Here is a 25888-nt window from a genome sequence, read left to right as displayed (position 1 = left end):
CGTCCGGGATGACGTCGGGAGGGCTGTCAGAACAGGTACACCGCCGCCAAAACCCCGCCAACCACCAGCACGGCGAACGCCGCCGTCACCAGGCCGAGCCGTTCCTCGATGAAGGCACGCGCCGAGGGGCCGACCCAATACAGCAGCCCCGCCACCATAAAGAAGCGCAGCCCCCTTGTGATGACCGAGAGCACCACGAACCAGAACAGGCTGTAATGGGCGAAGCCCGAGGTGATCGTCACCACCTTGTAGGGGATCGGGGTCAGTCCCTTGATGAGAATGATCCAGTGGCCATAGCGCTGATAGGCCTCGGTGAAGGCATCCACCCGGGCGCCGTAGCCATAGAGGTTGATCAGCCAGAGGCCGAGCGAATCATAGAGCAGCGCGCCGATGGCATAGCCGGCCAGCCCGCCGAGCACCGAGGCGAGGGTGCAGAGGCTTGCGTACCACCAGGCGAGCCGGGGCCGGGCGAGGCACATCGGCACCAGCATGATGTCGGGCGGCACAGGGAAGAACGAGCTTTCGGCAAAGGACACGGCGGCCAGCGCCCAGGGCGCGGAACGCCGCTCTGCGAGATCGATGACCCACTGGTAAAGGCGGCGCAGCATGAAACGGCCTGACGTGAACAAGGGCCTGGCGGAACGACCGCCTGGCGGCAAGGAAAGACGGCGGAGCGGCGGCTAGGGCATTTTCGGCCGAAATGGGCTCCGGTTCGCGTGAACAAAACAGCTAAAGACGAGAACCTCGGGCACATCAGGCGAAACGGCTCTCACCGGACATGCTCTAGGGGCGCCGGCGCGGCATGTCGGGAAGCGGAGCGGCGCCGTCGGCGATGTCCCACAAAAGCGGCCGGGCGGCCACCCCTGCCTCGAAGAGCGGCGCATCCTTGCCGGATGCTGACCGGCGCTTGGGCATCTTCTCGGCCATGCCGAGCAGCTTCTCGCGCCGGCGCATCTCCGCCCATACATCCTCGGGCTCGATGCCGAGTTCGACCCACAGCACGACGAGATTGTAGAGGAGGTCGGCGCTCTCGCGCACGGTGGCGGCGCGGTCGCCGATCACGCCGTCCAGCGCCACCTCCACCGCCTCCTCGGCCACCTTCTTCGCCATCGCCGCCCGGCCCTTGCGGAACAGCTTCTGCGTTCGCGGCGAAGGGTTGGTCCCCTTCTTCGTCGCGGCCACGGCGGCGTGCAGGCGGCGGATCGAATCGCTCATGCCGAATCACTCATCCGTCGATTCTAGAACCAATTACGTGAAGCCTGTGCGGCAGTGTGCGTATCGGATGGCGCCGGTGTGATCCCGCGACCGGGCTTTGCCTTTTGCGCCGCCGCAGGGTTCGGGTTATGCAAGGGGCGAAATGCCTTCTCGGGCCGGCCTGGCCCGCCGCCCCCGGTCTGAAACGGATATTGGAAGCGTGCTGAACCTTTCCCTGTTCCGCCCCCGCCGCGCCTGGCTCGTGGCCGGGCTTCTCAGTGCCGCGCTGCTCGCACCGCTGGCGGCGCGCGCCACACCGGCGCTGGTCATCGAGGTCGACAGTGGCAAGGTGCTGCTGGCGGAGGAAGCCACCAAGCCCTGGTACCCCGCCTCCGTCACCAAGCTGATGACCGCCTATGTCACCTTCAAGGCCATCCGCGCCGGCCGGCTGACACCGGAGACGCTGATCACCGTTTCCGACTTCGCGACGACGCAGAAGCCCTCCAAGATGGGGTTCAAGGCCGGCACCCAGGTGACGGTCGACAACGCGCTGAAGATGATGCTGGTGAAGTCGGCCAACGACATCGCCGTGGTGCTCGCCGAAGGCGTCAGCGGCAACCTGCCCGCCTTCATCGACGAGATGAACGCCACCGCCGCCGAACTCGGCATGACCGGCACCCATTACGCCAACCCGAACGGGCTGCCCGACCCGGCGCAGGTGTCTACCGCGCGCGACCTCGCCATCCTCGCCCGCGCCATCTTCCTCAATTTTCCCGAGCAGGCCGACCTGTTCCGCATTCCGGCGATCAAGATCGGCCCGGCGGTCATCCGCAGCTACAACAAGCTGATCGACCGCTATCCCGGCGCCGACGGCATGAAGACCGGCTTCATCTGCGCCTCCGGCTTCAACCTTGTGGCCAGCGCCACCCGCGGCAACCGGCATCTTCTCGTCGTGGTGCTCGGCACCGAATCCGGCAAGGCCCGCACCGAGCAGGCCGCCCTGCTGCTGGAGCGCGGCTTCCAGCAGTCCGGCAACGTGTTCGGCGCGCTCGCCCCCTCGGTGGAATCGCTGCGCAACGAGGCCGGTCCGCCCACCGACATGCGCGAACAGGTCTGCGGCGGCAAGCGCAAGAACACCGCCTCCGAGGCCGATGACGACAGCGGCCCGGCGCCCACCGGCTTTGTCGCCGCCGGCATGGCCCGGCTCGACGGCACCGTGACAGGCGCCAGCCTGCTGCAGAAGCTGCCGCCCTCCATGCCGCCGGTCGAGGTGTTCGTCGGGCCGTTCCCCAGCGCCGAGGCGCTCGCCGCCGCCTATCCCGCGCCGCCGGCGCCGAAGAAGCCCGCCACGGCGAAGAAGCCGGGCGACAAGAAGGGGCAGACGACGGCGATCATCGACCCCGCCGATCCCTCCGCCCCGGCTGCCGCGCCCAAGCCGAAGCCCAAACCGAAGCCCAAGCCGGCCACCGCGCAGGCCTCGCCCGCAGGCGGCGCCCCCGCCAAGCCGGCGTCGAAACCGGCGACCAAGCCCGCGCCGAAGCCGGCCGCCAATCCGGCGGCAGGGCCGGGCGCCGCGCCGACCACTCTCGCTGTTCCGCCCCCGCCGCAATAGAGTGGGCGCGCCGGGCCTCGCGTGACCGTGGCGCCCACGCGCCCGAACAGGATTTCGCACATGAGCGAGGCGACCCGCCTCCCCCCGGAACCGCTTCCGGTCACGCTGCTCACCGGCTTTCTCGGCGCCGGCAAGACCACGCTGCTGAACACGCTGCTGCAGCAGCCGGACATGGCCGATACCGCCGTGCTGATCAACGAGTTCGGCGAGATCGGGCTCGACCATCTCCTGGTCCAGCATTTCGACGACGCCACCGTGCTGCTCGCCTCCGGCTGCCTGTGCTGCACCATTCGCGGCGATCTGGCGGAGGGGCTGGAGCAGCTGCTGCGGCGGATGGACAATGGCGCCATCCCGCCCTTCCGGCGGGTGGTGATCGAGACCACCGGCCTCGCCGACCCGGCGCCGATCCTTCATGTCCTGATGATGCATCCCTATCTGCTGATGCGCTTCCGGCTGGATGGCGTCGTCACCGTGGTCGACGCGGTCAACGGCCTCGGCACGCTCGACGCGCACCCGGAATCGGTGCGGCAGGCGGCGATTTCCGACCGTATCGTCCTCACCAAGACCGATCTGGTCGACACGCCCGCGCGGATCGCCGACCTCGCCGCGCTGCGCCAGCGCCTTGCCCGCCTCGCGCCCGGCGCGCCGGTGCTGGAGGCGGCGAAGGGCGAGGCGACGCCGGCCGCGCTGCTTGGCGCCGGGCTGTACGATCCCGCCACCAAGATCCCCGACGTCTCGCGCTGGCTGGCCGACGAGGCGGTGAGCGCGGCGGAGGAAACCTCCCGTGCGCACGCCCATGACGAGAACCGCCATGACGAGCGCATCCGCGCCTTCACCGTGGCCACCGATGCCCCGGTCTCGGCTGCGGCCATCGACATGTTCCTGGAGCTGGTGCGCGGCACGCACGGGCCCAAGCTCTTGCGGCTCAAGGGGATCGTGAAGCTGGCCGAGGACCCCGAGCACCCGCTCGTTCTGCACGGCGTCCAGCATGTGCTGCACCCGCCGAGCCAGCTTCCCGCCTGGCCGGATGACGACCGGCGCACCCGGCTGGTGATGATCGTGCGCGATGTCGAGCCGGCGGTGATCCGCCGGCTGTTCGACGCCTTCATGGGCCTGCCCGCCATCGGCCAGCCCGACCGCGTCGCCATGACCGACAACCCGCTCGCGCCGCATACTCTGCGGCGCTGACTCTCCGGCGCTGAGCGCTTGGCGCCCTTCGCGGCCTATTGGGTCGGGAGCGGCGCGCCATTGAGCAGCACCTGCGTGCCGCCCGCCGCCGGTGCGCTGGCGCTCGCGCCAGCCGGGTTCGCGGCCGCCTCTGCAGCGGCCTCGACCTTCGGGTCCGGCACCGCGATCACCATCGCCCAGTAGACGCTGTACTTGCTGCGCGGGGAGCGCACAGCGGCGATGCCGAGGCGGGTGGCGCCCGACAGCAGCATGTTCTTGTTGTGCGAGGGCGAATCCCGCCAGCCCGAGAACGCCTCGGCCAGGGTGTGGTAGCCGGCGCCGACATTCTCGGCCGCCTTCAGCCCGCTGAACCCTGCCGCCTTCAGCCGCGTGGTCAGCCCGCGCCCGCCAATATTGTGCGAGAGCTGGTCCGCCGCCGCCATGGACTTGGCCTGGCGCTCGGCGACATTCATCAGCACCGGATCGATGGTGACGGCCGGCAGGCCGCGCCCGCGCCGGTAGTCGCTGATCAGCGCGGCGGCCGCCTGCGGGTCGAGCGCGCCGCCCTTGGCGATGTTGGCATAGAAGGTCTCGTCCACCGGCGCCGTGGTCGGCCCGGCGGCGCAGGCCGCGAGCATCAGGGGCACCAGCAGCAGACCGGCAAGGCGCTTCAGCAGGAAGGTGGACATGCGACTCGTCTCAAGGAGGAGCGGAGGAGGCACGGCGCGAACCGGACCCGGCACGATTGAATCCGCCCGGATCGGTAAACCAATCTCTAACGCGCGGGTCCGATGACGCCGAGTTCAGCGAAAATGCCTAGCCGTCCTCATCGCCGGCCGGCGGCTCCTCGCCGATCCGCCCGCCGCGATAGATGCTCCAGGGCGTGTAGGGAATGCCGATCTTCGCCGTTTTCAGCCGGTCGAGCACGGCGAAATGCAGGTCGCTCTTCACCGTGAGGGCATAGTCGACATTCGCCACCACGCAGCGCAGCTCGAATTTCAGATAGCTGTCGCCGAACGCCATCAGGAACACGCGCGGCGGCGGCGAGCGCAGCACCTGCGGGTGGTCGCAGGCGCAGCCGATCAGGATATCGCGCACCTCGTCGGCATCCGCGTCATAGGCGACATTCACCGCCACGATGACCCGGCCGGTTGTGTTGGCATGGGTGAAGTTCTTCACCATGCCGGTGATGAGGTCGGAATTGGGGATCAGCACCGCCGCGCGGTCGAAGGTCTCGATCTCGGTCGCGCGCACGCTGATGCGGCGCACATAACCCTCCTCGCCCTTCACCGAGATGGTGTCGCCGACCCGTATCGGCCGCTCGGCCAGCAGGATCAGCCCGGAGACGAAGTTCGAGACGATGGATTGCAGGCCAAAACCGATACCGACCGAGAGCGCACCGGCGACGAGGGCGATGTTCTCCAGGTTCAGCCCCAGCTGCCCCATCGCCATCGCGATCACCGCGATCGAGCCGATATAGCCGATGATGGTGGCGATGGAATTCTGCAGGCCCTGATCGAAGGCGGTCTTCGGCAGGATGGCCACCGCGAACCAGCGCTGCACCGCGCGGGCGATGACGATGCCGATCACCAGGAACAGCAGCGCGCTCAGAATGTCGCCAAGCGCGATGGTCGAGCTGCCGATGGTGAAGCCCAGCGTGACGCGGCTCGCCAGATCGGCGAAATCCGAGGTCGAGGTGCCGAAGGTGCCCACCGTCACGATGACGATGCCGATGATCGCCACCGCCTTCAACACGCCGGCGACCAGCACCGACAGCAGTTCGAGGCTCGCCGGCCTTATGCCGAGCGTCTTGGCCGCATGGCGCGCCCTCGGGCCGGTGGCGAGGGAATCGACGAACAGCGCATTGATCAGCGCCACCACGAGATAGAGCGTGCCGGCCATGACCACGGCGATCAGCGCGCGCGAGGACAGGAAGCCGGCGAAGCTGACATAGCCGGTGATCAGCGCACCGAGAATGGCAAGGTTCAGCACCCAGAAGGGAAACTTGATCCAGTTGAGCAGGGTGTAGGAACGGGCGTCCCGACCATCGTCGGCCTTGCCCTCCGAAGTCTTGCCCTCCGGGATCTTGCCATCCGCCGCCTTGCCCTCATCCTCGTCCGTGTCGCCGGACAGGGCGTTGAGGGCGCGCATGCTGCGCGAGGCCACCAGGACGAGGCACAGCGACATGGCGGCGCTGGTCGCCACCGAGAGCGGCACCGGAACGACCAGAGCGCGGTGGAAGGCGCCGAGCGTCACCGTGGTCGCCAGAATCCAGAGGCCGATCGAGGCGTAGCGGAAGATCAGGCCGGCCATCTCGTCCGACAGCGGCACCACGCGGCGCTGGGGCTCGCGCGGCGCCAGAGCCCCGTCGAGCAGGCCGATGCCGATCGCGATGATGGTGATCGCGAGCAGTATCCCCTGCGCGATTTCATTCACGCGTGGGGGCAGCAGGTCGAAATTGTTGAGGAGGGCCAGAACAGCGGTGGCGGCCAGCGGCGCCGCCGCCATCCGCAGGATGGCCACCAGCGCCGAAAGCCCGCACGCGCGCAGGCGCGAGAGCGGTTCGCCCGCCGCGCCAAGCTCTGCGCGGTGCAGCGGCCGGGCAAGGATGCTGCGCGCCAGGAAGATCAGCGCCACGATCACCAAGGCGGCGAAGGCCACCGCCACCTGCCCGAGAAACGGCATGCGCGCATTGGCATAGGCGGCCCAGTCGCTCAGCAGGTAGTTGACGCCGCGCAGTTCCACCGGCACGGCGGCCGCGGCCTGCACCCACAGCGAGGGATCGAAAATGCTGTAGGAGCGCGCCAGCAGCGTGTCGGTAAACAGCGCCCGGCGCCGGCTGGTGATGCGGTCGGAGAGCTGGTCCGCCCGCACCTTCAGCAGCTTGGCCTGCTTGAGCACGCCGTCGAGCTCGGTGGCGCGGGCGGTCAGCGCCTCGCGCTCGGAGGTGATGGAAGCGTCTTCCGGTGCCGCATCCTCGGCCGGCTTGGGGCCGATTTCCTTGACCCTGTGGTTGAAGTTGGACAGCAGCGGCTCCAGCAGGGCGATGCCGGCGGTCAGGTCGGTCCGCACCGGGTCCAGCCGGTTGCGCAGATCATCGAGGTCGGTCGAGCGCAGCCCGTCGCGCCCCAACGCCGCCTCCACACCGTCGACGATGGCGCGCTGGCCCTCCAGCTTCTGCTGCACCTGCAGCTGTTCCGGCGGGATCTGCGCGAAGCCGGCACCGGCGCTGAACAACAGGGCCAGCGCCATAAACAGCGCCCAAAGCACCGGCGCGACGCCCGCCACTGGGCAGCCGACCCGCGACGAGGCGGTCGGCGCGGTGGTGCGGGTCGGGAAAGACGGTAAGCGGAAGGTGGGATACATCGTGCCGGGGCGGATTGGAGCCAGTGGCCGACCTCTCTCAGTCCCGATCAAGGCCAAGTCAAGGCCAGGCCACGGCCCGGCGCCCACCGGGGGCGGATCCGCGCGTCAGTTGCCGCGCAGATGCGGCGGCAGCATCCGCCCCTGCAGGGCGGAGGCGGAGGACAGGACGGCGAAGATGTCGCCGATGAACTCGCGGGCCTGCGAGAAAAAGGTGGCGCGCGGGGCACGCATGCGCCCGACCATCTCCTCGTCGTCGAGCTGGAGATCGGCCGCATGATGGACGGCGAGGTTCCGCATCGGCCCGTTATTGGGCAGGAACACCACTTGCAGCTCCGCGATGTTGCGGTTCTGCGCCAGCAGCACCAGATGCTTCATCAGCGCCGAGCCGATGCCCTTGCCCTGCCAGGGACGCTCGACACTGAACGCCGCCTCGGCCGCCGCCGGCTTGCCCGGGCGCGTGCCCAGCGGATGCAGCTCCGCCACCGCCCGCAGCTCGTCATCGACGAAATAGCCGATGGCGCTGGCATCGCCGGAGACGAGGCGGGTGGCGTGGCGGGCCAGCGCGCCATCGGACACCACGCCGCCAAAGCGCATGAAGCGGCTCAGCGGATCAAGCCGCAGCAGATGCGCCAAAATCACCTCGCGTTCCGCCGGCACCAGCTTGCGGATATGGCCAGGCAGCCGCGCCACCGCCGACGAAGGCGGGACAAGCGGCGCCTGCGGCGCGGCAGAAGAAGGGGCGGCGGACAGTGTCATGGGCTCGGCCTCGACGGGACCGCGGATCATTATTGCGGCGCAGCATAAATATGCGCACCGCACAACGAGACAACTCCTGCATCTGCATGGCTCGCATGCGGGCTCGGCGAACCTTGCTCAGTCTATGCCGCCGCGGCCGCAGCGCCAATGCGTAGGGTCGCGGACGCCCCTGGAGAGGCATGGGGGCGGGCGCGCATCGCCCCGACCTTGGGCCGCTCCCGCCTATTTCTGCCGGACGAGGCGGCTGCATTTGGCCGAGGCGTCCTCGCCGGTCTCGGCATAGCAGAGGTCGAGCACATCGGGGCCGGCGAGCGAGCCGGTGAACACGCCATCGGCATCGACCACCACCACGATACGCCCATCCGGCGTCATGCTGCCGTGCACCTCGCTGGTCTCATAGGCACCGGGGGCGCCATAGGACTTCATCGCCTTGAAGGCCACGCCCTGCTGCTCGCGCACCTCCAGCAGCAGATCGTGCCGGTCCCACCCGTCCTTGGCGCCAACCCCGGCCTCCTCGCCCTTCCATGTGCCGAGGAGGGAGACCGGGTCGGCGGCGAGCGCCGGGGTTGCGAACAGGAGCGCGGTGGTCACGAGGACGGCGGTCTTCATGTCGTAAGCCTCCAATGGGCCAGGATATGGCGGGTGCCGCACGTTCGATGCAGTGCCGCCGGGCGCCGCCCGGGGGAGACGTCGGCGCCGGCGCGCGTGCACGGCCGGCGTCAGGTCCTTCCATCCGGCCGAGGGCCAGAGGGAGGGGTCAGCGGCTGGCGCTCAGCGTGCGGGCCCGCGTCACCACCTCGGTGATCGCCTCGCGCAGGGCACCATCGGCCGACAGGCCGAAATTGTAATGGCTCATCGAGAACGGGCCGATCTTGCCGGGATGGGCCGAGCGGAATCCGACATAAAGGCCGAGAAACGCGCCGTCGGGCGACAGCATGGCCGCGCCGGAGACGCCGCCCTCGGCATCGCAGTCGATCGCGACTTCGCGCACGCCGCTCGATGCCGTCGTCGTCACCTTGCGGGCCTGGCAGTTCTGCAGCGAGTAATTTTCCTGGCCGCCGCTCCGCGCCGCCGCCGCCAGCACGATGTTGCCCGGCACCTGCATCGTGCCGGGCATGTAGGGCTTCACGCCCTTCACCGCCCCGGCGAGCGGCACCACCGCCCAGTCCTTCACCGCCGGCTGGCCATAAGGCTCGCGGGCGCCGCACACCACCTTGTCGACATCGACCGAGACCTTCTGCCGGCTGCCGCCGGCAACGATCTCGAAGGTGCAGTTGGCACCCCGCCCGCGCGGCTCGCCGCCGGGGGTGAACAGCACATGCGAGGCCGTCACCAGCACGTTGTTGGCGCCGACCAGTTGGCCGGTGCCCACCGCCGAGCCGCAGCGCACCATGCCGGTGGCGCCGAAGCGCGAGGCCATGGCGGCCGGCGTCAGGCCGAAGGTGCGGGAATAGTCGTCGCGGGAAAGCCGGTCATCGCGGTCGATGATGATGGCGGAGGACGGCAGGGTCGCGGAAGTCGAGGCCTTGCGCTCCACCGCCGCCGCCGGGGCGCCAAAGGCGCCGATCCCGCAGGCGACAGCCAACGCCACGGTCACGGCCCGCCCAACCGGGGCCTTTCCGCCAAGATCGCCAAAGCCACGCACCCGCATTCCGGTCTCACCCGTCTGGAGAAGCGCGGCGAGTGTGAGGGAATAAATGCGGGCGGGTCAAGGCAAACAGGGAATAACGCGCAAAACGCCCTTCGGTTCCCGCCGTTCTGCCATGCATTTTCCGGGGGTGTGTCGCGCCTTGGCGCCGTTACCCGGCACCACGCGGCCGAGGCGCGGTCGTTCCATAGCTAGGCTTGCGCAACGCTTGCCTTTCGCGACCGTAGTCTTTCGCAACCCTTGCCGCAACGGCCGGCTGACGCTAAGCGTGCGCTGCAACATTGCGGGGTGCCCCAATATGGCGGAAATGGTGGCGGCGGAAGCCGGCGGCTCGGTGCTCGCCGCTCGATATGTCGCCCGCATGGCGGCCGGCGATATCACGCCCGATGCCGGCCAGGCCCGCGTCGTCGGGGCGCTGGCGGCCCTCGAACAGCGCATCGCCTCCCGCCGCCTCGCCCGCAAATCCTCGGCGCTGGGCTGGCTGTTCGCCCGGCGCGAGGACACCATTCCCCGCGTGCGCGGCCTCTACATCCACGGCGCCGTCGGCCGCGGCAAGACCATGCTGGTCGACCTGTTCTATGAGAGCGTGGCGGTGCGCAAGCGCAAGCGGCGCGCGCATTTCCACGAATTCATGGCCGATGTCCACGCCCGCATCTTCCAGGTGCGCAAGGACATGAAGGAAGGCCGGCTCAAGGATGGCGACCCCATCGCCCCGGTCGCCGCCGCGCTCTATGAGGAAGCGTGGCTCCTGTGCTTCGACGAGTTCCACGTCACCGACATCGCCGACGCGATGATCCTCGGCCGCCTGTTCGAGAAGCTGTTCGATCTCGGCGTGGTCATCGTTGCCACCTCCAATGTCGCCCCGGACGATCTCTACAAGGGCGGCCTCAACCGGGCGCTGTTCCTGCCGTTCATCGCCATGATTGAGGAGCATATGGAGGTGGTGCGGATCGAATCGCCCACCGACTACCGGATGGAGAAGCTCGGCGGCGCCCGCACCTGGTATGTGCCGGCGGCGCACGAGACCATGGCCGATATCGACCGCGAAATGGACAAGGTCTGGCACCGCATCGCCGGCATTGATGGCGGCGCCCCCGCCAGCGTCACCTCCGGCGGCCGCACCATCCCGGTGCCCCGTGCCGGCGGCGGCGCGGCGCGCTTCACCTTCGCCGATCTGTGCGGCGTGCCGCTGGGCGCCACCGACTATCTCCGGCTCGCCCGCAGCTACCACACGCTGGTCATCGACCATATTCCCCAGCTCGACCAGGACACGCGCAACGAGGCCAAGCGCTTCATCACGCTGATCGACGAGCTCTATGAGAAGGGCGTGAAGGTGGTGGCCTCCGCCCCCGCCGAGCCCGAGCAGCTCTATCTCGGCACCGAGGGCGCGGAAGCGTTTGAATGGGCGCGCACCGTCTCGCGCCTGCACGAAATGCGCTCCGACGACTATATCGCCCGCCCGCATGGCCGGGGCGATTCGCACGCCAGCGGCAACACCACCGGCCTCGTCGAGACCTGAGGGGAGCGTCGCAAGGTGGCCCGGCTCTTCCCGCATGCCAAAGGCGCCCGCCGCCCGGGCGCCGCGCCGAGATACGCTCCACTCAGCAAGACCTCCCCCAGGAACGCTCCGGCATGAGCACGCGCGCGCGCCATACCCACGAACCGTCCCCGCACCACAGCTGCGCCCTCACCGGCGAGATCGTTTCCGCGCGCAATGGCCTGCGCCTCGACATGCTGCGGCCGGGCCTTGCCGATCACATCAGGGCGCTGCACCCCGAGATCGCGCCCGATGCCTATATCTCGCGCAAGGCGCTGGCGAAGGAGCGCAGCGCCTATATCGCCGCCACGCTCAAGGCCGAGCGCGGCGACCTCAGTGAGCTCGACCATGACGTCATCGCCAGCCTCGCCGCCAACGACATCCTCACTGAGAATATCGAGGACGAGATCGAAAGCGGGCGGTCCTTCGGCGAACGCGCGGCCGACGCCATCGCCTCCTTCGGCGGCAGCTGGACCTTCATCATCTCGTTCATGGTGTTCATCAATCTCTGGATGGCGCTGAACATCGCCGGGCTGATGGGCGCCTTCGATCCCTACCCGTTCATCCTGCTGAACCTGGTGCTGTCCTGCGTCGCCGCCCTTCAAGCGCCCGTCATCATGATGAGCCAGAAACGGCAGGAGGCGAAGGACCGGCGACGCTCGGAGAACGACTACCGGGTCAATCTGAAAGCCGAGCTGGAAATCCGCCATCTGCACGAGAAGATCGACCACATGCTCACGCGGCAATGGGAGCGCCTGGCGGAAATCCAGGCAATCCAGATTGAACTGATGGAAGATCTCGCCAGTCGGCGTCGTTAGACCAGACCCGGCATCGCCGCCGACAGGTATTTCGTATGCCAGTACTTGGTCCGAAAGTCTTAAGCGGCCGTATTTACCCCGATGGCCTTCCTCGCTTGAACCCCGCAGCGATAAGGTCTATCGGAACCCCGGCGCGGCGGAGCGCCGCACCCTCCCCTCGGAAAGTCAGGAAATCTCATGGCTCGAGCAAAGATTGCACTGATCGGGGCAGGCCAGATCGGCGGTACTCTCGCCCTTCTCGCCGGCCTCAAGGAACTTGGCGACGTCGTGCTTTTCGACGTGGCGGAAGGTATCCCGCAGGGCAAGAGCCTCGACATTGCCGAAGCCTCTCCCGTCCTCGGCTTCGACGCCGCGCTCTCGGGCGCCAATGGCTATGAGGGCATTGCCGGCGCCGATGTGGTGATCGTGACCGCCGGCGTGCCGCGCAAGCCCGGCATGAGCCGCTCCGATCTTCTCGGCATCAATCTCAAGGTGATGGAGCAGGTCGGCGCCGGCATCCGACAGCATGCCCCCGACGCCTTCGTCATCTGCGTCACCAACCCGCTGGACGCCATGGTGTGGGCGCTGCAGAAGGCCTCGGGCCTTCCCACCCACAAGGTGGTCGGCATGGCCGGCGTGCTCGATTCCGCCCGCTTCCGCTATTTCCTCGCCGACGAGTTCGACGTGTCGGTCGAAGACGTCACCGCCTTCGTGCTGGGCGGCCATGGCGACGACATGGTGCCGCTGGTGCGCTATTCCGGCGTCGCCGGCATTCCGCTGCCGGACCTCGTCAAGATGGGCTGGACCAGCCAGGAGAAGGTGGACGCCATCGTCGACCGCACCCGCAAGGGCGGCGGCGAGATCGTCAACCTGCTGAAGACCGGCTCGGCCTTCTATGCCCCGGCGGCCTCGGCCATCGAGATGGCCACCTCCTATCTGCGAGACAAGAAGCGTCTCCTGCCCTGCGCCGCCTATCTCACCGGCCAGTACGGCATTGACGACCTCTATCTCGGCGTGCCGGTCATCATCGGCGCCAACGGCGTCGAGCGGGTGGTCGAGATCGAGCTGGATGCCAATGAGCGCGCCATGCTCGACAAGTCCGTCGCCTCGGTGAAGGAACTGGTCGGCGAGTGCCAGAAGATCGCGCCCGGCCTCGGCGCGTGAACGTTTTGCACGACCTCCGGCGGGGCGCATGCCCCGTCGCGAGGACGTGAACGGCGATAAAGCCGTTTCCAGGCGGCGGGAACCTCCTGCCGCTGGCGCGTCAAGTGCCGGTGACGTTATTGCTTGTGAATGATGGCCAGCGTTTTCGCATCCCCGTGCCGCATTCCTGCGGCATTCCCGAGGTGAATACGAGGCCTATATAAAGCCTACGACTTTCGCCCCGCCCTGCGGGGCACCGCAGTCAGCCCCGGGCAACCCCCTCAGGCGATCTACGGCATGAAAGTACTGCCAACGGACCCCGAACGGTCCCCCAGGAGCCGACGATGTCGCGCGCGGACGTGAACGAGACCTTCCTCAATACCTCCTTCCTTTACGGAGCCAATGCGGCCTGGATCGAGGACCTCTATGCCCGCTACGAGGCCGACCCCAATTCGGTGGACGCCGAGTGGCAGGCCTTCTTCGCCGGGCTGAAGGACGCCCCGGCCGATGTCGAGAAGAGCGCCCGTGGCGCCTCCTGGAAGAAGGAGGGGTGGCCGATCCACGCCAATGGCGAACTCGTCTCGGCGATGGACGGCCAGTGGATCGAGGTGGAGAAGGCGATCGGTCGCAAGGTCGAGGCCAAGGCGAGCGAGAAGGCGCAGAAGGCCGGCGTCGAGCTGTCCACCGCCGACGTCCAGCAGGCCACCCGCGATTCCGTCAAGGCGCTGATGATGATCCGCGCCTACCGCATGCGCGGCCATCTCCACGCCAAGCTCGACCCGCTGGGCCTTGAGCCGGTGCGCGCCGCGCCCGAGCTCGACCCCGCCTCCTACGGCTTCCGCGAGGCCGATCTCGACCGGCCGATCTTCATCGACCATGTGCTCGGCATGGAGTTCGCCACCGTCCGCCAGATGGTCGCCATCCTCCAGCGCACCTATTGCGCCACGCTCGGCGTCGAGTTCATGCACATCTCCTCCCCCGAGGAGAAGGCGTGGATCCAGGAGCGAATCGAAGGCCCGGACAAGGAGATCACCTTCACCCGCGAGGGCAAGCGCGCCATCCTCAACAAGCTGGTGGAGGCCGAGGGCTTCGAGAAGTTCCTCGATGTCCGCTACACCGGCACCAAGCGCTTCGGCCTCGACGGCGCCGAGAGCCTGATCCCGGCGCTGGAGCAGATCATCAAGCGCGGCGGCAATCTCGGCGTGAAGGAGATCGTGCTCGGCATGGCCCATCGCGGCCGGCTGAACGTGCTGACGCAGGTGATGGGCAAGCCGCACCGGGCGCTGTTCCACGAGTTCAAGGGCGGCTCCTGGGCGCCCGACGAGGTCGAGGGCTCGGGCGATGTGAAGTACCATCTCGGCGCCTCCTCCGACCGCGAATTCGACGGCAACCAGGTCCACCTGTCGCTGACCGCCAACCCCTCGCATCTGGAAATCGTCGACCCGGTGGTGCTGGGCAAGTCGCGCGCCAAGCAGGATTTGCTGCGCGACGCCGAGCGCACCCAGGTGATGCCGCTGCTGCTGCATGGCGACGCCGCCTTCGCCGGCCAGGGCGTGGTGGCCGAATGCCTCGGCCTGTCCGGGCTGAAGGGACACCGCACCGGCGGCTCGATCCACTTCATCATCAACAACCAGATCGGCTTCACCACCTATCCGCGCTTCTCGCGCTCCTCGCCCTATCCCTCGGATGTGGCGAAGACCATCGAGGCGCCGATCTTCCATGTAAATGGCGACGACCCCGAGGCCGTCACCTTCGCCGCCAAGATCGCCACCGAATTCCGCCAGCGCTTCCGCAAGCCTGTCGTGGTGGACATGTTCTGCTACCGCCGCTTCGGCCATAATGAGGGCGACGAACCCGCCTTCACCCAGCCCTTGATGTACAAGCTCATCAAGCAGCACCCCTCCACGCTGGAGCTGTATTCGCGCAAGCTGGAATCCGAAGGCGTCATCGCGCCGGGCGAGATCGACGGCATGCGGGCGGAATGGCGCTCCAAGCTCGACATCGAATATGAGGCCGGCCAGGCCTACAAGCCGAACAAGGCCGACTGGCTCGACGGCCGCTGGGCCGGGCTGAAGGCCGCCGCCGCCGAGGACGACCCGCGCCGCGGCGTGACCGGCGTCGGCCTCGACGAGCTGCACATGATCGGCGAGCGCATCACCACCGTGCCGGAGGGCTTCCACGTCCACCGCACCATCCAGCGCTTCCTCGACGCCCGCCGCAAGGCGATCCTCGACGACGGTGCCGGCATCGACTGGTCGACGGCGGAAGCGCTCGCCTTCTCCTCGCTGCTGCTCGACGGCCACCCCGTCCGCCTGTCCGGCCAGGACAGCGAGCGCGGCACCTTCTCGCAGCGCCATTCGGTGCTGATCGACCAGGAGACCGAGGAGCGCCACACCCCGTTCAACCATGTGCGGGAAGGCCAAGCCCATTACGAGGTCATCAACTCGATGCTCTCGGAAGAGGCCGTGCTCGGCTTCGAGTATGGCTATTCGCTCTCCGAGCCGAACGCGCTGACCATGTGGGAAGCCCAGTTCGGCGACTTCGCCAATGGCGCGCAGGTGATCTTCGACCAGTTCCTCTCCTCCGGCGAGCGCAAATGGCTGCGCATGTCGGGCCTGGTCTGCCTGCTGCCGCATGGCTATGAGGGCCAGGGGCCGGAGCATTCCTCCGCCCGTCTGGAGCGCTATCTGCAGATGTGCGCCGAGGACAACATGCAGGTCGCCAACCTGACGACGCCGGCGAACTATTTCCACGCCCTGCGCCGCCAGCTCAAGCGCGACTTCCGCAAGCCGCTGATCCTGATGACGCCGAAGAGCCTGCTGCGCCACAAGCGCGCCGTCTCGACGCTGGCGGAGTTCGGGCCGCAGACCACCTTCCACCGCGTGCTGTGGGACGATGCCGACCGCAACTTCGCCGCCAACCTGCCGGCCGAGGCGGTGACGCTGAAGCCGGACAGCGAGATTCGCCGCGTCGTGCTGTGCTCGGGCAAGGTCTATTACGACCTCTATGAGGAGCGCGAGCGCCGGGGGCTGGACGACATCTACCTGATGCGCGTCGAGCAGCTCTTCCCCTTCCCGCTCAAGACGCTGGCGCAGGAGATCGGCCGCTTCAAGCAGGCGGAGATCGTCTGGTGCCAGGAAGAGCCGAAGAACCAGGGCGCCTGGGCCTTCGTCCAGCCCTATCTGGAATGGGTGCTGGAACAGGCCGGCTCCGCCTCCTCGCGGCCGCGCTACACCGGCCGCCCGGCCTCTGCCGCCACGGCGACGGGGCTGATGTCCAAGCATCTCGCGCAGCTCAAGGCGTTCCTGCAGGACGCCCTGGGCTGAGCATCGCGACTATCCGCAAGAGCTGAATTCGCAAGACCCGAGGGAGTGCCGGCCCCGCAGCCGGCAAACGGTGAGGAAGAACGAGCATGGCCACCGAGATCCGCGTTCCGACGCTGGGCGAATCGGTCACCGAGGCAACCATCGGCAAGTGGTTCAAGAAGGCCGGCGACACTGTCGTCGCCGATGAGCCCATTGTCGAACTGGAGACCGACAAGGTCACGATCGAGGTGCCCGCGCCCTCGGCCGGCGTGCTCTCCGAGATCATCGCTAAGGACGGCGAAACGGTCGGCGTCGGCGCGCTGCTCGGCTCCATCGGCGAAGGCTCCGGCGCGGCCAAGGCAGCGCCTGCCGCCGCCCCGGCCAAGGCCGAAGCCCCCAAGGAAGCGCCGAAGGCCGAGGCCCCCAAGGCTGAAGCTCCTGCCCCGGCCGCTGCCGCGCCCGCCGGCGCCAACGGCCCGGCGGTCGCCAAGCTGGCGGCCGAGAGCGGTCTCAACCCCGCCATGCTCGCCGGCACCGGCAAGGATGCGCGCGTGACCAAGGGCGACATGCTGGCCGCGCTGGCCACCGCCCCGGCACCCACCGCCGCCCGCGCCCCGGCCCCGGCCCGCGCGCCCTCGGCGCCTGATGACGCCTCGCGCGAAGAGCGCGTGAAGATGACCAAGCTGCGCCAGACCATCGCCCGCCGTCTGAAGGACGCGCAGGACACGGCGGCGATGCTCACCACCTTCAACGATGTCGACATGTCGGCGGTGATGAACCTGCGCGCCCAGTACAAGGACGTGTTCGAGAAGAAGCACGGCGTGAAGCTGGGCTTCATGGGCTTCTTCACCAAGGCGGTGATCCAGGCCCTCAAGGACGTGCCTGAGGTGAACGCCGAGATCGACGGCACCGACCTCGTTTACAAGAACTACTACCACATCGGCATCGCCGTCGGCACCGACAAGGGGCTGGTGGTTCCGGTGGTGCGCGACGCCGACCAGCTCTCGGTCGCCGGCATCGAGAAGGCCATTGCCGGCCTCGGCCGCAAGGCGCGCGACGGCAAGCTCGGCATTGAGGACATGCAGGGCGGCACCTTCACCCTGACCAATGGCGGCATCTACGGCTCGCTGATGTCGACCCCGATCCTCAACGCGCCGCAGTCCGGCATTCTCGGCATGCACCGCATCGAGGAGCGCCCGGTGGTGGTCAAGGGCCAGATCGTCGCCCGCCCGATGATGTATCTGGCGCTGAGCTACGACCACCGCATCGTCGACGGCAAGGGCGCCGTCACCTTCCTCGTCCGCGTCAAGGAAGCGCTGGAAGACCCGACCCGGCTCGTGCTGGATCTGTGAGCCCGTGGGATGCCGACCGTTGCCCTTGTCGATGGGATGCGAATCTACATCTACAGCAACGAACACGGCATCCCGCATTTCCACGTCCTCATTGCCGAATATCGCATCGCGATCGACATTGAGACGTTGGAGACGCTGGAGGGTTTTCTGCCCCGGCCCCGGTTGAAGACCATTCTTGATTGGGCGGGACCGCGGCGCGATGCTCTGCGCCGTGAATGGGATAACGCCACGGCGGGATTTCCGACCCGGAGGATCACTTGATGTCACTGCTGCCGCGCATAAAGGTCGCAGAACCCGTCATCCACGGCGTGATCAAGCTGGTCTTCACCGATGGCTATGAGGGCGTCGTGGATGTGCGGCCGGTCATCGCGCGGGGTCGGATCTTCACCTATCTGCAGAAGCCGGAAAACTTCGCCCGGCTTCAGCTCGATGAGTACGGGCACCACATTTTCTGGATCGACGATAATGGCGACGAGATTGACTTCGGCGCCGACCAACTCCGCAGGGATAGTGAAAAGCAAGCCCAGCTTCACCTTCTTGCGGCCAGCTAGCGAAGGCAGAACCTCCTCATGTCCTACGATCTCGTCGTCATCGGCACCGGCCCCGGCGGCTATGTCTGCGCCATCCGCGCCGCCCAGCTCGGGCTCAAGGTTGCGGTGGTCGAGAAGCGCGCCACCTTCGGCGGCACCTGCCTGAACATTGGCTGCATTCCCTCCAAGGCGCTGCTGCACGCCTCGCACCGCTTCGAGGAGGCCGGGCACAGCTTCGCCAAGATGGGCATCAAGGTCAGCGCGCCGGAGCTCGACCACGCGGCGCTGCTCGGCTTCAAGGACCAGGCGGTGGAAGGCAACACCAAGGGCGTCGCCTTCCTGATGAAGAAGAACAAGATCGACACCTTCCACGGCACCGCCAGCATCCCGGCGCCGGGCAAGGTCGATATCGCCATGGCCGACGGTTCGCAGCAGACGCTGGAAGCCAAGGCCATCGTCATCGCCACCGGCTCGGATGTGGCCAAGCTGCCGGGCATCGCCATCGACGAGACCCGCATCGTCTCCTCGACCGGCGCCATCGCGCTGGACAAGGTGCCGGGCAAGCTGCTCGTCGTCGGCGCTGGCGTCATCGGGCTGGAGCTCGGCAGCGTGTGGCGGCGGCTGGGGGCTGAGGTCACGGTGGTCGAATATCTCGACCGCATCCTGCCGGGCATGGACCTTGATGTGGCCAAGTCCTTCCAGCGCATCCTGGAAAAGCAGGGCATGGCGTTCAAGCTCGGCGCCAAGGTCACCGGCGTCGATTCCTCCGGCGACACGCTGAAGGTCGCGGTCGAGCCCGCCGCCGGCGGCGAGGCGCAGACGCTGGAGGCCGATGTGGTGCTCGTCGCCATCGGCCGCGTCGCCTACACCGAAGGGCTGGGGCTGGAGGCGCTGGGCGTCGAGAAGGACGCACGCGGGCGCGTCGTCACCGATCATTACTACCGCACCAGCGTGCCCGGCATCTTCGCCATTGGCGACGCCATTGCCGGCCCGATGCTGGCGCACAAGGCCGAGGATGAAGGCGTGGCGCTGGCCGAGCTGCTCGCCGGCCAGGCCGGCCATGTCAATTACGAGGTCATCCCCTCGGTGGTCTACACCTTCCCGGAGGTGGCCTCGGTCGGCAAGACCGAGGAAGAGCTGAAGCAGGCCGGCATCGCCTACAAGGTCGGCAAGTTCCCCTTCCTCGCCAATGGCCGCGCCAAGGCCAATGACGAGACCGACGGCTTCGTGAAGTTCCTCGCCGACGCCACCACCGACCGCGTGCTCGGCGCCCACATCATCGGCTCGGAGGCCGGCGAGCTGATCCATGAATGCGCGGTGCTGATGGAGTTCGGCGGCTCGTCCGAGGACCTCGCCCGCACCTGCCACGCCCACCCCACCCGCTCCGAGGCGGTAAAGGAAGCGGCGATGGCGGTGGAAAAGCGCGCCCTGCACATGTGAGCCGTGCGGCCTTTCCGGCCGCGTCGCCCGCCCAGAAAAAACGGCCCGGAAGTCACCTTCCGGGCCGGTCTGTATCAAGGGGGAAGACGAGGGCCGGTCAGGAACCCTTCACATCGGTCTGGGTAGACTTGGCCGCCTTGAAGGGGCAGTCGCCGGCAAAAGCGGTTCCGGCGACGGCGGTGGTCAAGGCAAGCGCGCACAGAGCGGTCACGAGACGCTTCATCGATTGGTCTCCTCTGATCGGGGTCCAATAGCGGGAAGTGTTACCCAGCTTCCCCTAGGTGAAAAGCCCCCCTTCGGTTGCCCGGCACCGTTCGCACGCCGTTTAGCGGCCCGCTCACGCATCCGTGTAGGTAACCGCCTCGATCTTCCAGCCATCCGGGTCGAGCAGGAAGGCGGCATAATAGCCTTCGCCATACTGCGGGCGCAGGCCCGGCCCGCCGGCATCGTGCCCACCCGCCACCAGCCCGGCGGCGTGGAACGCCTCCACCGCCCGCCGGGTCGGCGCCATGAAGCACAGGTGAAAGCCCGGCGGCGGGGTGACGGCGTCCGCCCGGTGCTGGATCCAGAACGGCGCCGCCCCCGGCGTGCCCTCCGGCCCCCAGCAGGCGGATTCGCCTTCCGGCTCGGCATGCGAGGACACCCGCACAAAGCCGAGCGGCGCCAGGACGGCGTCATAGAAGGCGAGCGCCCGCTCATAGTCGCTCACCCCGATCGACATGTGCTCGATCATCGGCTGAATCGGCGTCATCCCGGCCTCATGTGCGGGTGGCGCGCGGATGCGCCGCCTTCCACGCCGCCATCAGCGTCTGGGTGTCGACAGCGGCGTAGATCTGCGTGGTGGAAAGCGAGGCGTGGCCGAGCAGTTCCTGGATCGAGCGCAGGTCGCCGCCGCGTCCCAGGAGATGGGTGGCGAAGGAATGGCGCAGCGCGTGCGGGGTGGCGCTGTCGGGCAGGCCGAGCGCGCCGCGCATGCGCTGCACCGCCAGCTGCACCACGCGGGGCGAGAGCGGTCCGCCCTTGGCGCCGCGAAACAGCGCGCCGGTGGGCTCCAGGTCATAGGGGCAGGCGCGGGCATAGGCGTCCACCGCCTCGAGGACCTGCGCCAGCACCGGCACCATGCGGGTCTTGCCGCCCTTGCCGTGGACGAGGATCTGGTCGCCGCGCCCGGGCTCCGGCATGTCGCGGCGCATCAGCCCCAGCGCCTCGGAAATACGCAGGCCCGAACCGTAGAGCAGCGCCAGCACCGCCGCGTCGCGCGCCAGCACCCAAGGCTCGCGGCTCTCTCCCGCCCGCGTCGCGGGATCGGCAAGGGCGCGCGCATCGGCCATGGTCAGCGGGCGCGGCAAGGTGCGGGGAACGCGCGGCCCGCGCACGGCGGTCAGCGCCCCCACCTTGCCCAGCCCCTCGCGCTCGAGATGCCGGCCGAAGGAGCGGGCGGCGGCGAGAAAGCGCATCTGCGTGCGCGCCTCGATGCCCTCGGCCCGGCGGGCGGCGATCACGGCGCGCACGTCGCGCGGCTGCATCTGCGCGAGGTCGGCCATGTCAGGGGCGTGGCCGAGCTGGCGCGCCAGCACGCCGAGAAAGGTGGCGACATCGCGGGCATAGGCCTCACGCGTCTTGGGCGAGAGCCGGCGCTCATGGCCCAGCCGCCCGAGCCAGCCTTTGAGCGCCGCCGCCACATCGGGCGCCGCTCCGGCCAGCAGCCCGCGCTCGGCCCGCTCCGCCTTCTGTGCGTCCGTGCTCGCCATGGATCGCCTCCGCTTTCTCGGCCGGTCCGTTGTAGCGGCACAGCCGTTAAAAAAACGCCGCTGCTGATGCCGAACGCTCACTGACGTTACGGCAGCGACACCTATATCTCCCTCGCGCCGAACGCTCGATCCACTCCCCGAGAACCTTGGAACTGGCCGCCTGTTCAACGATCGGGCGGCATGCTAGCTAATTCTACTCTCTCAGCTAATTACATCGACTTCCAATCGAGAAATTCTCTGGAAATGGGTATGGCGTACTCGGATTATATCGATTGGAAAGGCTGGGAGGAGGGCGCATTCGGCGCTTGCGATGCCTACAGCCAAGCATATTTCAACGACGAGATCGGGCCTTTTCTTAGGAAAGCCTCAACAACGCCGCCATGCCTGGTTGAAATCGGCTTCGGCAATGGGTCGCTCCTGGGGTGGTGCCGGAGCCGCGGCATCGACGTCATCGGAAGCGAGATTCAGGCCGCGCTGCAGGAACGGGCACGCCGCGCCGGCTTCCCCGTGGTCGACGACCTCTCGGAAATTGCGGCGGAGACGGCCGATGTCGTCGTCGCCTTCGATGTCTTCGAGCATATTCCGTATGACGATCTGGTCGCTCTCTGCCGCGACATCCATCGGATCCTCAAGCCGGAAGGGCATCTGATCGCCCGGTTTCCGAACGGCGACAGCCCCTTCTCGATGGTCTTCCAGAATGGCGACCCCACCCATGTGCATGCGCTGGGGGTGTTCAAGCTGCGCCGCCTCATGTCGGCGGCCGGCCTTCGGCTCGAGGTTCTGAAAGCCCCGTGCGAGCGCCGCCTCAGCCTCAAGGGCAGGCTGTTCCTGCCGGTGCGGCGCCTGATGCGCGCCATGTTCAGCGCCTTTGTGCGCTACGCCTTTCTCGAAGGCGACACGCCGACAACCTTCACCATGAACTATGTGCTCGTCGCCAGCAGGCCGGCGGTCCCTTCCTAGGGCGCGGCGGGCGAAAGCCGGTTCACCGGACGCGCTCCAGCTTTCTGGCGTTACGCAATTTCCTTCACGCGAACCGGAAACCCGCTCACTCGAAGAGGCCCTTGCTGCCGACCCCACGCGGTGCCGGCTCGATCGGCCCGGCACGCCGCGCCGCGATGCGCTATGAAGACCCTCGCCATGGTTACCACCGCCGATTCCCCCTCCCTGTTCCCTTCCTCCGCGCGCGTGGTCGATGTGCTGCTGCCGCTCGCCATCGGCTCGGCCTATTCCTACCGCGTGCCTGATGGCATGGAGGTGGCGGTGGGCGATATCGTCGTGGTGCCGCTCGGCACCCGCACCATGCTCGGCTGCGTCTGGCCGCGCCCCGCTGAGCCCAAGCCGGTCGATCCCGCCAAGCTGAAGGCGATCCAGCGCCGCTACGACGTGGCGCCGTTGAACGCAGCGATGATCGCCTTCATCGAATGGATCGCCGACTACACCGTCACCCCGCCCGGCATGGTGCTGCGCCTCGCCTTGCGCCATGACGAGAGCGCCGGCATCACCCGCGAGCGCATCGGCGTGCGGCTCACCGATCACCGGCCCGAGCGCCGCACCAAGGCGCGCGACAAGGTCATCGCCGCGCTGGAAGACGGGTTTGTCCGCGCCAAGAGCGAGGCGGCGCGTGAGGCCGGGGTGTCCCCTTCCGTGGTCGACGGGCTCATTGACGACGGCGTGCTGGAGACGGTGGTGCTGCCGCCCGAGCCCGCCGCCGAGACGCCGGACCCCGACCATGCCGTGCCGGAGCTGCTGCCGGCGCAGGCCCACGCCGCCGCGCAGCTGGTCGCCTCGGTCAAGGCGCGCGCCTTCCAGCCCTTCCTGATCGATGGCGTCACCGGCTCGGGCAAGACCGAGGCCTATTTCGAGGCGGTGGCGGAAACCATTCGCCAAGGCCGGCAGACGCTGATCCTGATGCCGGAAATCGCCCTGACCCAGGCCTTTCTCGACCGTTTCGCCCGCCGCTTCGGCGTGCGGCCGGCGGAGTGGCATTCGGCCGTGTCGACCAAGCGGCGCGGGCGGATCTTTCGCGGCGTCGCCTCGGGCGAGGTGTCGGTGGTTGCCGGTGCCCGCTCGGCGCTGTTCCTGCCGTTCCGCGACCTCGGCCTGATCCTGGTCGATGAAGAGCACGACAACGCCTACAAGCAGGAGGACGGCGTCCACTACCATGCCCGCGACATGGCGGTGGTGCGGGCGCGGCTGGAGGGGGCGACCATCGCCCTCGTCTCCGCCACCCCCTCGATCGAGACCGAGGTCAACGCCCGGCGCGGGCGCTATACGCGCCTCGCTCTGCCCGAGCGCTTCGCCGGCACCAAGGTGCCCCGGCTGGAGCCGATCGACCTGCGCCGCGAGGGCCCGCCGCGCGGCCAGTGGATCGCTCCCCGCCTCGCCCGAGAGATGCAGAGCACCGTCGAGGCCGGCGGGCAGGCGCTGTTGTTCCTCAACCGGCGCGGCTATGCCCCCCTCACCCTCTGCCGCGCCTGCGGCCACCGCATCAAATGCCCCTCCTGCTCCTCCTGGCTGGTCGAGCACCGCTTCCGCCGCCGGCTGGAGTGCCACCAGTGCGGCTACGCCATGCCGGTGCCGAATGAGTGCCCGAACTGCCACGAGCCCAACGCGCTCATCCCCTGCGGCCCCGGCGTCGAGCGGCTGCATGAGGAGGCGGCGAAGCTGTTCCCGCAGGCCCGGCTGCAGGTGCTCTCCAGCGATCTCGCCGGAGGGGTGGAGCGGCTGCGCGCCGAGCTGAAGGCGATCGAGGATGGCGAGGTCGACATCATCATCGGCACCCAGCTCGTCGCCAAGGGGCACAACTTCCCCGGCCTCGCCATGGTCGGCGTCATCGATGCCGATGTCGGCCTGGGCCATGGCGATCCCCGCGCGGCCGAGCGCACCTTCCAGCTGCTGCACCAGGTCGCCGGCCGCGCCGGCCGGCACGAGGTGGAGGGGCGCGCGTTTCTCCAGACCTATATGCCCGAACACCCGGTGATGCAGGCGCTGGTGGCGGGCGACCGCGACGCCTTCTATGACCGCGAGATCGCCATCCGCGAGGAAGCGCATCTGCCGCCCTTCGCCCGCTTCTGCGCCCTCATCGTTTCCGGCACCGATTCGCACGCGGCGCAGGCGCATGCCCGCGCGCTGGCGGCCTGCTCGCCCTTCACCGACAAGGTGCGCGTGCTGGGCCCGGCCGAGGCGCCGCTGGCGCTGATCCGCGGCCGCCACCGCTTCCGCCTGCTCGCCCGCTGCGAGCGCAGCTTCGACCTCTCCGGCTATGTCCGCGCCTGGATGGCCGGCGCGCCGCGCGCCACCGGCAGCCTCAAGGTCGAGATCGACATCGACCCGCAGAGCTTCGTGTAACCGCCGGGTGTCGTGCGGAGTGTCGTGCAGGGCCCGGCCCCACCGCACTGCGTCATGACAATGCGTCACACTCCTGCTTCTCTACCAAGCGGTAGCATTTGCCGGCAGTGGAGCGTGCAGCATCATGATGAGTCTTCCGTTTTTCGGGTTCTGTCTCGCTCTGGCCTTCGCGGCGCTCGGCAGGCGGGCCCTTGCGGTTGCCGCAAGCCTCGTCTCGATCGGGGTGCTGCTGACCCTGTTCAAGCTGCACGCCACCTCCGCGCTCGACGTCGTGCTGTGAGGGGGGCGCCATGAAAACCCACCTTGCCGCCGATCCCCTGACCCCGGACCTCTCCCGCCTGCTCAACGCCCTCGGCCTCATCGCCATCGGCGTGGTGCTGCTGTTCGGCTTCTACGACCAGTTCGTCGGCGGTGAGTTGCCCTGCCCGCTCTGCATCCTGGAACGTGCCGGCTTTGTCGGTGTCGGCGTCGGGCTGGCGCTGAACCTGAAGTTCGGCCCGCGGCCGAGCCACTATGCCCTCGCCATGCTGTCCGCCATCGCCGGCGACGTTGTGGCCGTGCGGCAGACGCTGCTGCATATCGTGCCCGGCACCGGAACCTTCGGCGCCGCCTTTCTCGGCCTGCATTTCTACACCTGGGCGGCGCTGTTGTTCGTCGTCATTGTCGGCGGCTGCGCGCTGCTGCTGCTGTTCGATCGCCAGTTCGCCCCCGCCCCGCGCGTCTACCGGCTCGGGGGGCTGGCGCTACTCGCCTTCGGGCTGATCGCGCTGCTGGCGCTGGGCAATGGCGTCTCCACCGTGCTGGAATGCGGCAACGGCCTGTGCCCTGACGATCCGGTGAGCTATCTGCTGATTGAGGGCGAACCGCCGGCCCCGGCACCGGCGCCCTGAGCGGGGCGCCAGACGCCGCGCCGGCCGAAATCCATCCGCACCATTGACGGCG

At 68.2% G+C, this 25888-nt stretch carries 24 protein-coding genes; 14 read left to right on the top strand and 10 right to left on the bottom strand.

Annotation, left to right across the window (positions count from 1 at the left end):
- Positions 1-26: 26 nt before the first annotated feature.
- Together BLO63_RS16245 and hisE are read right to left on the bottom strand one after the other, a co-directional pair.
- Entirely contained in the window at positions 27-608 is a 582-nt protein-coding gene (locus BLO63_RS16245; RefSeq protein ID WP_091442635.1) for a YqaA family protein, read from the bottom strand.
- Between the two features lie 175 nt (positions 609-783).
- Positions 784-1215, bottom strand: a complete 432-nt coding sequence (gene hisE, locus BLO63_RS16240) for a phosphoribosyl-ATP diphosphatase (protein ID WP_091442633.1) — start codon at positions 1213-1215, stop codon at positions 784-786.
- Positions 1216-1417: 202 nt separating this feature from the next.
- Between hisE and BLO63_RS16235 the strand changes: the two genes are divergently transcribed.
- Complete coding sequence (locus BLO63_RS16235) at positions 1418-2806, top strand: D-alanyl-D-alanine carboxypeptidase family protein (protein WP_091442709.1); 1389 nt, start codon at positions 1418-1420, stop codon at positions 2804-2806.
- Between the two features lie 60 nt (positions 2807-2866).
- On the top strand, positions 2867-3994 hold the full coding sequence (locus tag BLO63_RS16230; protein ID WP_091442630.1) for a CobW family GTP-binding protein: 1128 nt from the start codon (positions 2867-2869) through the stop codon (positions 3992-3994).
- 35 nt (positions 3995-4029) lie between these two features.
- On the opposite strand, the gene BLO63_RS16225 is transcribed toward BLO63_RS16230, so the two are convergent.
- From BLO63_RS16225 to BLO63_RS16205, 5 genes are all read right to left on the bottom strand, one after another.
- The gene (locus tag BLO63_RS16225; protein WP_091442628.1) at positions 4030-4662 is read right to left on the bottom strand and encodes a CAP domain-containing protein; all 633 of its coding nucleotides are present in this window, start codon (positions 4660-4662) and stop codon (positions 4030-4032) included.
- Between the two features lie 127 nt (positions 4663-4789).
- Positions 4790-7339: a DUF3772 domain-containing protein gene (locus BLO63_RS16220; RefSeq protein WP_091442626.1), complete on the bottom strand. Its 2550-nt coding sequence runs from the start codon at positions 7337-7339 to the stop codon at positions 4790-4792.
- A 105-nt stretch (positions 7340-7444) separates the two neighbouring features.
- A complete protein-coding gene (locus BLO63_RS16215) occupies positions 7445-8095 on the bottom strand; it encodes a GNAT family N-acetyltransferase (RefSeq protein WP_244517909.1) in 651 nt (216 codons plus the stop codon).
- Positions 8096-8317: 222 nt separating this feature from the next.
- Positions 8318-8704 carry a hypothetical protein gene (locus BLO63_RS16210; protein WP_091442622.1) on the bottom strand — a complete coding sequence of 129 codons (387 nt, stop codon included), beginning with the start codon at positions 8702-8704 and terminating at the stop codon, positions 8318-8320.
- A gap of 148 nt (positions 8705-8852) precedes the next feature.
- Entirely contained in the window at positions 8853-9746 is an 894-nt protein-coding gene (locus BLO63_RS16205; RefSeq protein WP_091442619.1) for a trypsin-like peptidase domain-containing protein, read from the bottom strand.
- A gap of 295 nt (positions 9747-10041) precedes the next feature.
- On the opposite strand from BLO63_RS16205, the gene zapE reads away from it, so the two are divergent.
- The 8 genes from zapE to lpdA all read left to right on the top strand — a co-directional run bounded on the left by zapE (position 10042) and on the right by lpdA (position 19847).
- A complete protein-coding gene (zapE, locus tag BLO63_RS16200; protein ID WP_091442618.1) occupies positions 10042-11262 on the top strand; it encodes a cell division protein ZapE in 1221 nt (406 codons plus the stop codon).
- Between the two features lie 113 nt (positions 11263-11375).
- Positions 11376-12098, top strand: a complete 723-nt coding sequence (locus tag BLO63_RS16195) for a DUF1003 domain-containing protein (RefSeq protein ID WP_091442615.1) — start codon at positions 11376-11378, stop codon at positions 12096-12098.
- A 177-nt stretch (positions 12099-12275) separates the two neighbouring features.
- The gene (gene mdh / locus BLO63_RS16190; protein WP_091442612.1) at positions 12276-13241 is read left to right on the top strand and encodes a malate dehydrogenase; all 966 of its coding nucleotides are present in this window, start codon (positions 12276-12278) and stop codon (positions 13239-13241) included.
- Positions 13242-13564: 323 nt separating this feature from the next.
- The gene (locus BLO63_RS16185; RefSeq protein WP_091442611.1) at positions 13565-16546 is read left to right on the top strand and encodes a 2-oxoglutarate dehydrogenase E1 component; all 2982 of its coding nucleotides are present in this window, start codon (positions 13565-13567) and stop codon (positions 16544-16546) included.
- An 86-nt stretch (positions 16547-16632) separates the two neighbouring features.
- Complete coding sequence (gene odhB / locus BLO63_RS16180; protein ID WP_091442608.1) at positions 16633-17877, top strand: 2-oxoglutarate dehydrogenase complex dihydrolipoyllysine-residue succinyltransferase; 1245 nt, start codon at positions 16633-16635, stop codon at positions 17875-17877.
- 9 nt (positions 17878-17886) lie between these two features.
- A complete protein-coding gene (locus BLO63_RS16175) occupies positions 17887-18138 on the top strand; it encodes a DUF4160 domain-containing protein (protein WP_091442606.1) in 252 nt (83 codons plus the stop codon).
- Positions 18138-18428, top strand: a complete 291-nt coding sequence (locus tag BLO63_RS16170) for a DUF2442 domain-containing protein (protein ID WP_091442604.1) — start codon at positions 18138-18140, stop codon at positions 18426-18428. The genes BLO63_RS16175 and BLO63_RS16170 overlap by 1 nt, the downstream gene beginning before the upstream one ends.
- An 18-nt stretch (positions 18429-18446) precedes the next feature.
- The gene (gene lpdA, locus BLO63_RS16165) at positions 18447-19847 is read left to right on the top strand and encodes a dihydrolipoyl dehydrogenase (RefSeq protein ID WP_091442601.1); all 1401 of its coding nucleotides are present in this window, start codon (positions 18447-18449) and stop codon (positions 19845-19847) included.
- Positions 19848-19944: 97 nt separating this feature from the next.
- Here the strand turns inward: lpdA and BLO63_RS21450 are convergent, their stop codons facing one another.
- From BLO63_RS21450 to BLO63_RS16155, 3 genes are all read right to left on the bottom strand, one after another.
- Entirely contained in the window at positions 19945-20070 is a 126-nt protein-coding gene (locus BLO63_RS21450; RefSeq protein ID WP_280138063.1) for a hypothetical protein, read from the bottom strand.
- Positions 20071-20184: 114 nt separating this feature from the next.
- A complete protein-coding gene (locus tag BLO63_RS16160; RefSeq protein ID WP_091442599.1) occupies positions 20185-20598 on the bottom strand; it encodes a VOC family protein in 414 nt (137 codons plus the stop codon).
- Positions 20599-20605: 7 nt separating this feature from the next.
- Positions 20606-21598, bottom strand: a complete 993-nt coding sequence (locus BLO63_RS16155) for a tyrosine recombinase XerC (RefSeq protein ID WP_091442596.1) — start codon at positions 21596-21598, stop codon at positions 20606-20608.
- A 249-nt stretch (positions 21599-21847) separates the two neighbouring features.
- Between BLO63_RS16155 and BLO63_RS16150 the strand changes: the two genes are divergently transcribed.
- From BLO63_RS16150 to BLO63_RS16140, 4 genes are all read left to right on the top strand, one after another.
- On the top strand, positions 21848-22558 hold the full coding sequence (locus tag BLO63_RS16150) for a class I SAM-dependent methyltransferase (protein WP_091442594.1): 711 nt from the start codon (positions 21848-21850) through the stop codon (positions 22556-22558).
- A gap of 162 nt (positions 22559-22720) precedes the next feature.
- On the top strand, positions 22721-24946 hold the full coding sequence (locus tag BLO63_RS16145) for a primosomal protein N' (protein ID WP_244517908.1): 2226 nt from the start codon (positions 22721-22723) through the stop codon (positions 24944-24946).
- 124 nt (positions 24947-25070) lie between these two features.
- Positions 25071-25226, top strand: coding sequence for a DUF5993 family protein (locus tag BLO63_RS21150; protein WP_162841823.1), 156 nt, complete (start codon positions 25071-25073; stop codon positions 25224-25226).
- A 10-nt stretch (positions 25227-25236) separates the two neighbouring features.
- On the top strand, positions 25237-25836 hold the full coding sequence (locus BLO63_RS16140; RefSeq protein ID WP_091442591.1) for a disulfide bond formation protein B: 600 nt from the start codon (positions 25237-25239) through the stop codon (positions 25834-25836).
- The last annotated feature ends 52 nt before the right edge of the window (positions 25837-25888 follow it).

Source organism: Ancylobacter rudongensis (assembly GCF_900100155.1).
Classification (GTDB): Bacteria; Pseudomonadota; Alphaproteobacteria; order Rhizobiales; family Xanthobacteraceae; genus Ancylobacter; species Ancylobacter rudongensis.
This window is presented reverse-complemented; position numbering and strand designations above follow the sequence as displayed.

Bases quoted from the DNA above. Each gene is read 5' to 3' on its own strand.
- BLO63_RS16245 (WP_091442635.1), bottom strand. From the start codon at position 608: ATGCTGCGCCGCCTTTACCAGTGGGTCATCGATCTCGCAGAGCGGCGT.
- hisE (WP_091442633.1), bottom strand. From the start codon at position 1,215: ATGAGCGATTCGATCCGCCGCCTGCACGCCGCCGTGGCCGCGACGAAG.
- BLO63_RS16230 (WP_091442630.1), top strand. From the start codon at position 2,867: ATGAGCGAGGCGACCCGCCTCCCCCCGGAACCGCTTCCGGTCACGCTG.
- BLO63_RS16225 (WP_091442628.1), bottom strand. From the start codon at position 4,662: ATGTCCACCTTCCTGCTGAAGCGCCTTGCCGGTCTGCTGCTGGTGCCC.
- BLO63_RS16220 (WP_091442626.1), bottom strand. From the start codon at position 7,339: ATGTATCCCACCTTCCGCTTACCGTCTTTCCCGACCCGCACCACCGCG.
- BLO63_RS16215 (WP_244517909.1), bottom strand. From the start codon at position 8,095: ATGACACTGTCCGCCGCCCCTTCTTCTGCCGCGCCGCAGGCGCCGCTT.
- BLO63_RS16210 (WP_091442622.1), bottom strand. From the start codon at position 8,704: ATGAAGACCGCCGTCCTCGTGACCACCGCGCTCCTGTTCGCAACCCCG.
- BLO63_RS16205 (WP_091442619.1), bottom strand. From the start codon at position 9,746: ATGCGGGTGCGTGGCTTTGGCGATCTTGGCGGAAAGGCCCCGGTTGGG.
- zapE (WP_091442618.1), top strand. From the start codon at position 10,042: ATGGCGGAAATGGTGGCGGCGGAAGCCGGCGGCTCGGTGCTCGCCGCT.
- BLO63_RS16195 (WP_091442615.1), top strand. From the start codon at position 11,376: ATGAGCACGCGCGCGCGCCATACCCACGAACCGTCCCCGCACCACAGC.
- mdh (WP_091442612.1), top strand. From the start codon at position 12,276: ATGGCTCGAGCAAAGATTGCACTGATCGGGGCAGGCCAGATCGGCGGT.
- BLO63_RS16185 (WP_091442611.1), top strand. From the start codon at position 13,565: ATGTCGCGCGCGGACGTGAACGAGACCTTCCTCAATACCTCCTTCCTT.
- odhB (WP_091442608.1), top strand. From the start codon at position 16,633: ATGGCCACCGAGATCCGCGTTCCGACGCTGGGCGAATCGGTCACCGAG.
- BLO63_RS16175 (WP_091442606.1), top strand. From the start codon at position 17,887: ATGCCGACCGTTGCCCTTGTCGATGGGATGCGAATCTACATCTACAGC.
- BLO63_RS16170 (WP_091442604.1), top strand. From the start codon at position 18,138: ATGTCACTGCTGCCGCGCATAAAGGTCGCAGAACCCGTCATCCACGGC.
- lpdA (WP_091442601.1), top strand. From the start codon at position 18,447: ATGTCCTACGATCTCGTCGTCATCGGCACCGGCCCCGGCGGCTATGTC.
- BLO63_RS21450 (WP_280138063.1), bottom strand. From the start codon at position 20,070: ATGAAGCGTCTCGTGACCGCTCTGTGCGCGCTTGCCTTGACCACCGCC.
- BLO63_RS16160 (WP_091442599.1), bottom strand. From the start codon at position 20,598: ATGACGCCGATTCAGCCGATGATCGAGCACATGTCGATCGGGGTGAGC.
- BLO63_RS16155 (WP_091442596.1), bottom strand. From the start codon at position 21,598: ATGGCGAGCACGGACGCACAGAAGGCGGAGCGGGCCGAGCGCGGGCTG.
- BLO63_RS16150 (WP_091442594.1), top strand. From the start codon at position 21,848: ATGGCGTACTCGGATTATATCGATTGGAAAGGCTGGGAGGAGGGCGCA.
- BLO63_RS16145 (WP_244517908.1), top strand. From the start codon at position 22,721: ATGAAGACCCTCGCCATGGTTACCACCGCCGATTCCCCCTCCCTGTTC.
- BLO63_RS21150 (WP_162841823.1), top strand. From the start codon at position 25,071: ATGATGAGTCTTCCGTTTTTCGGGTTCTGTCTCGCTCTGGCCTTCGCG.
- BLO63_RS16140 (WP_091442591.1), top strand. From the start codon at position 25,237: ATGAAAACCCACCTTGCCGCCGATCCCCTGACCCCGGACCTCTCCCGC.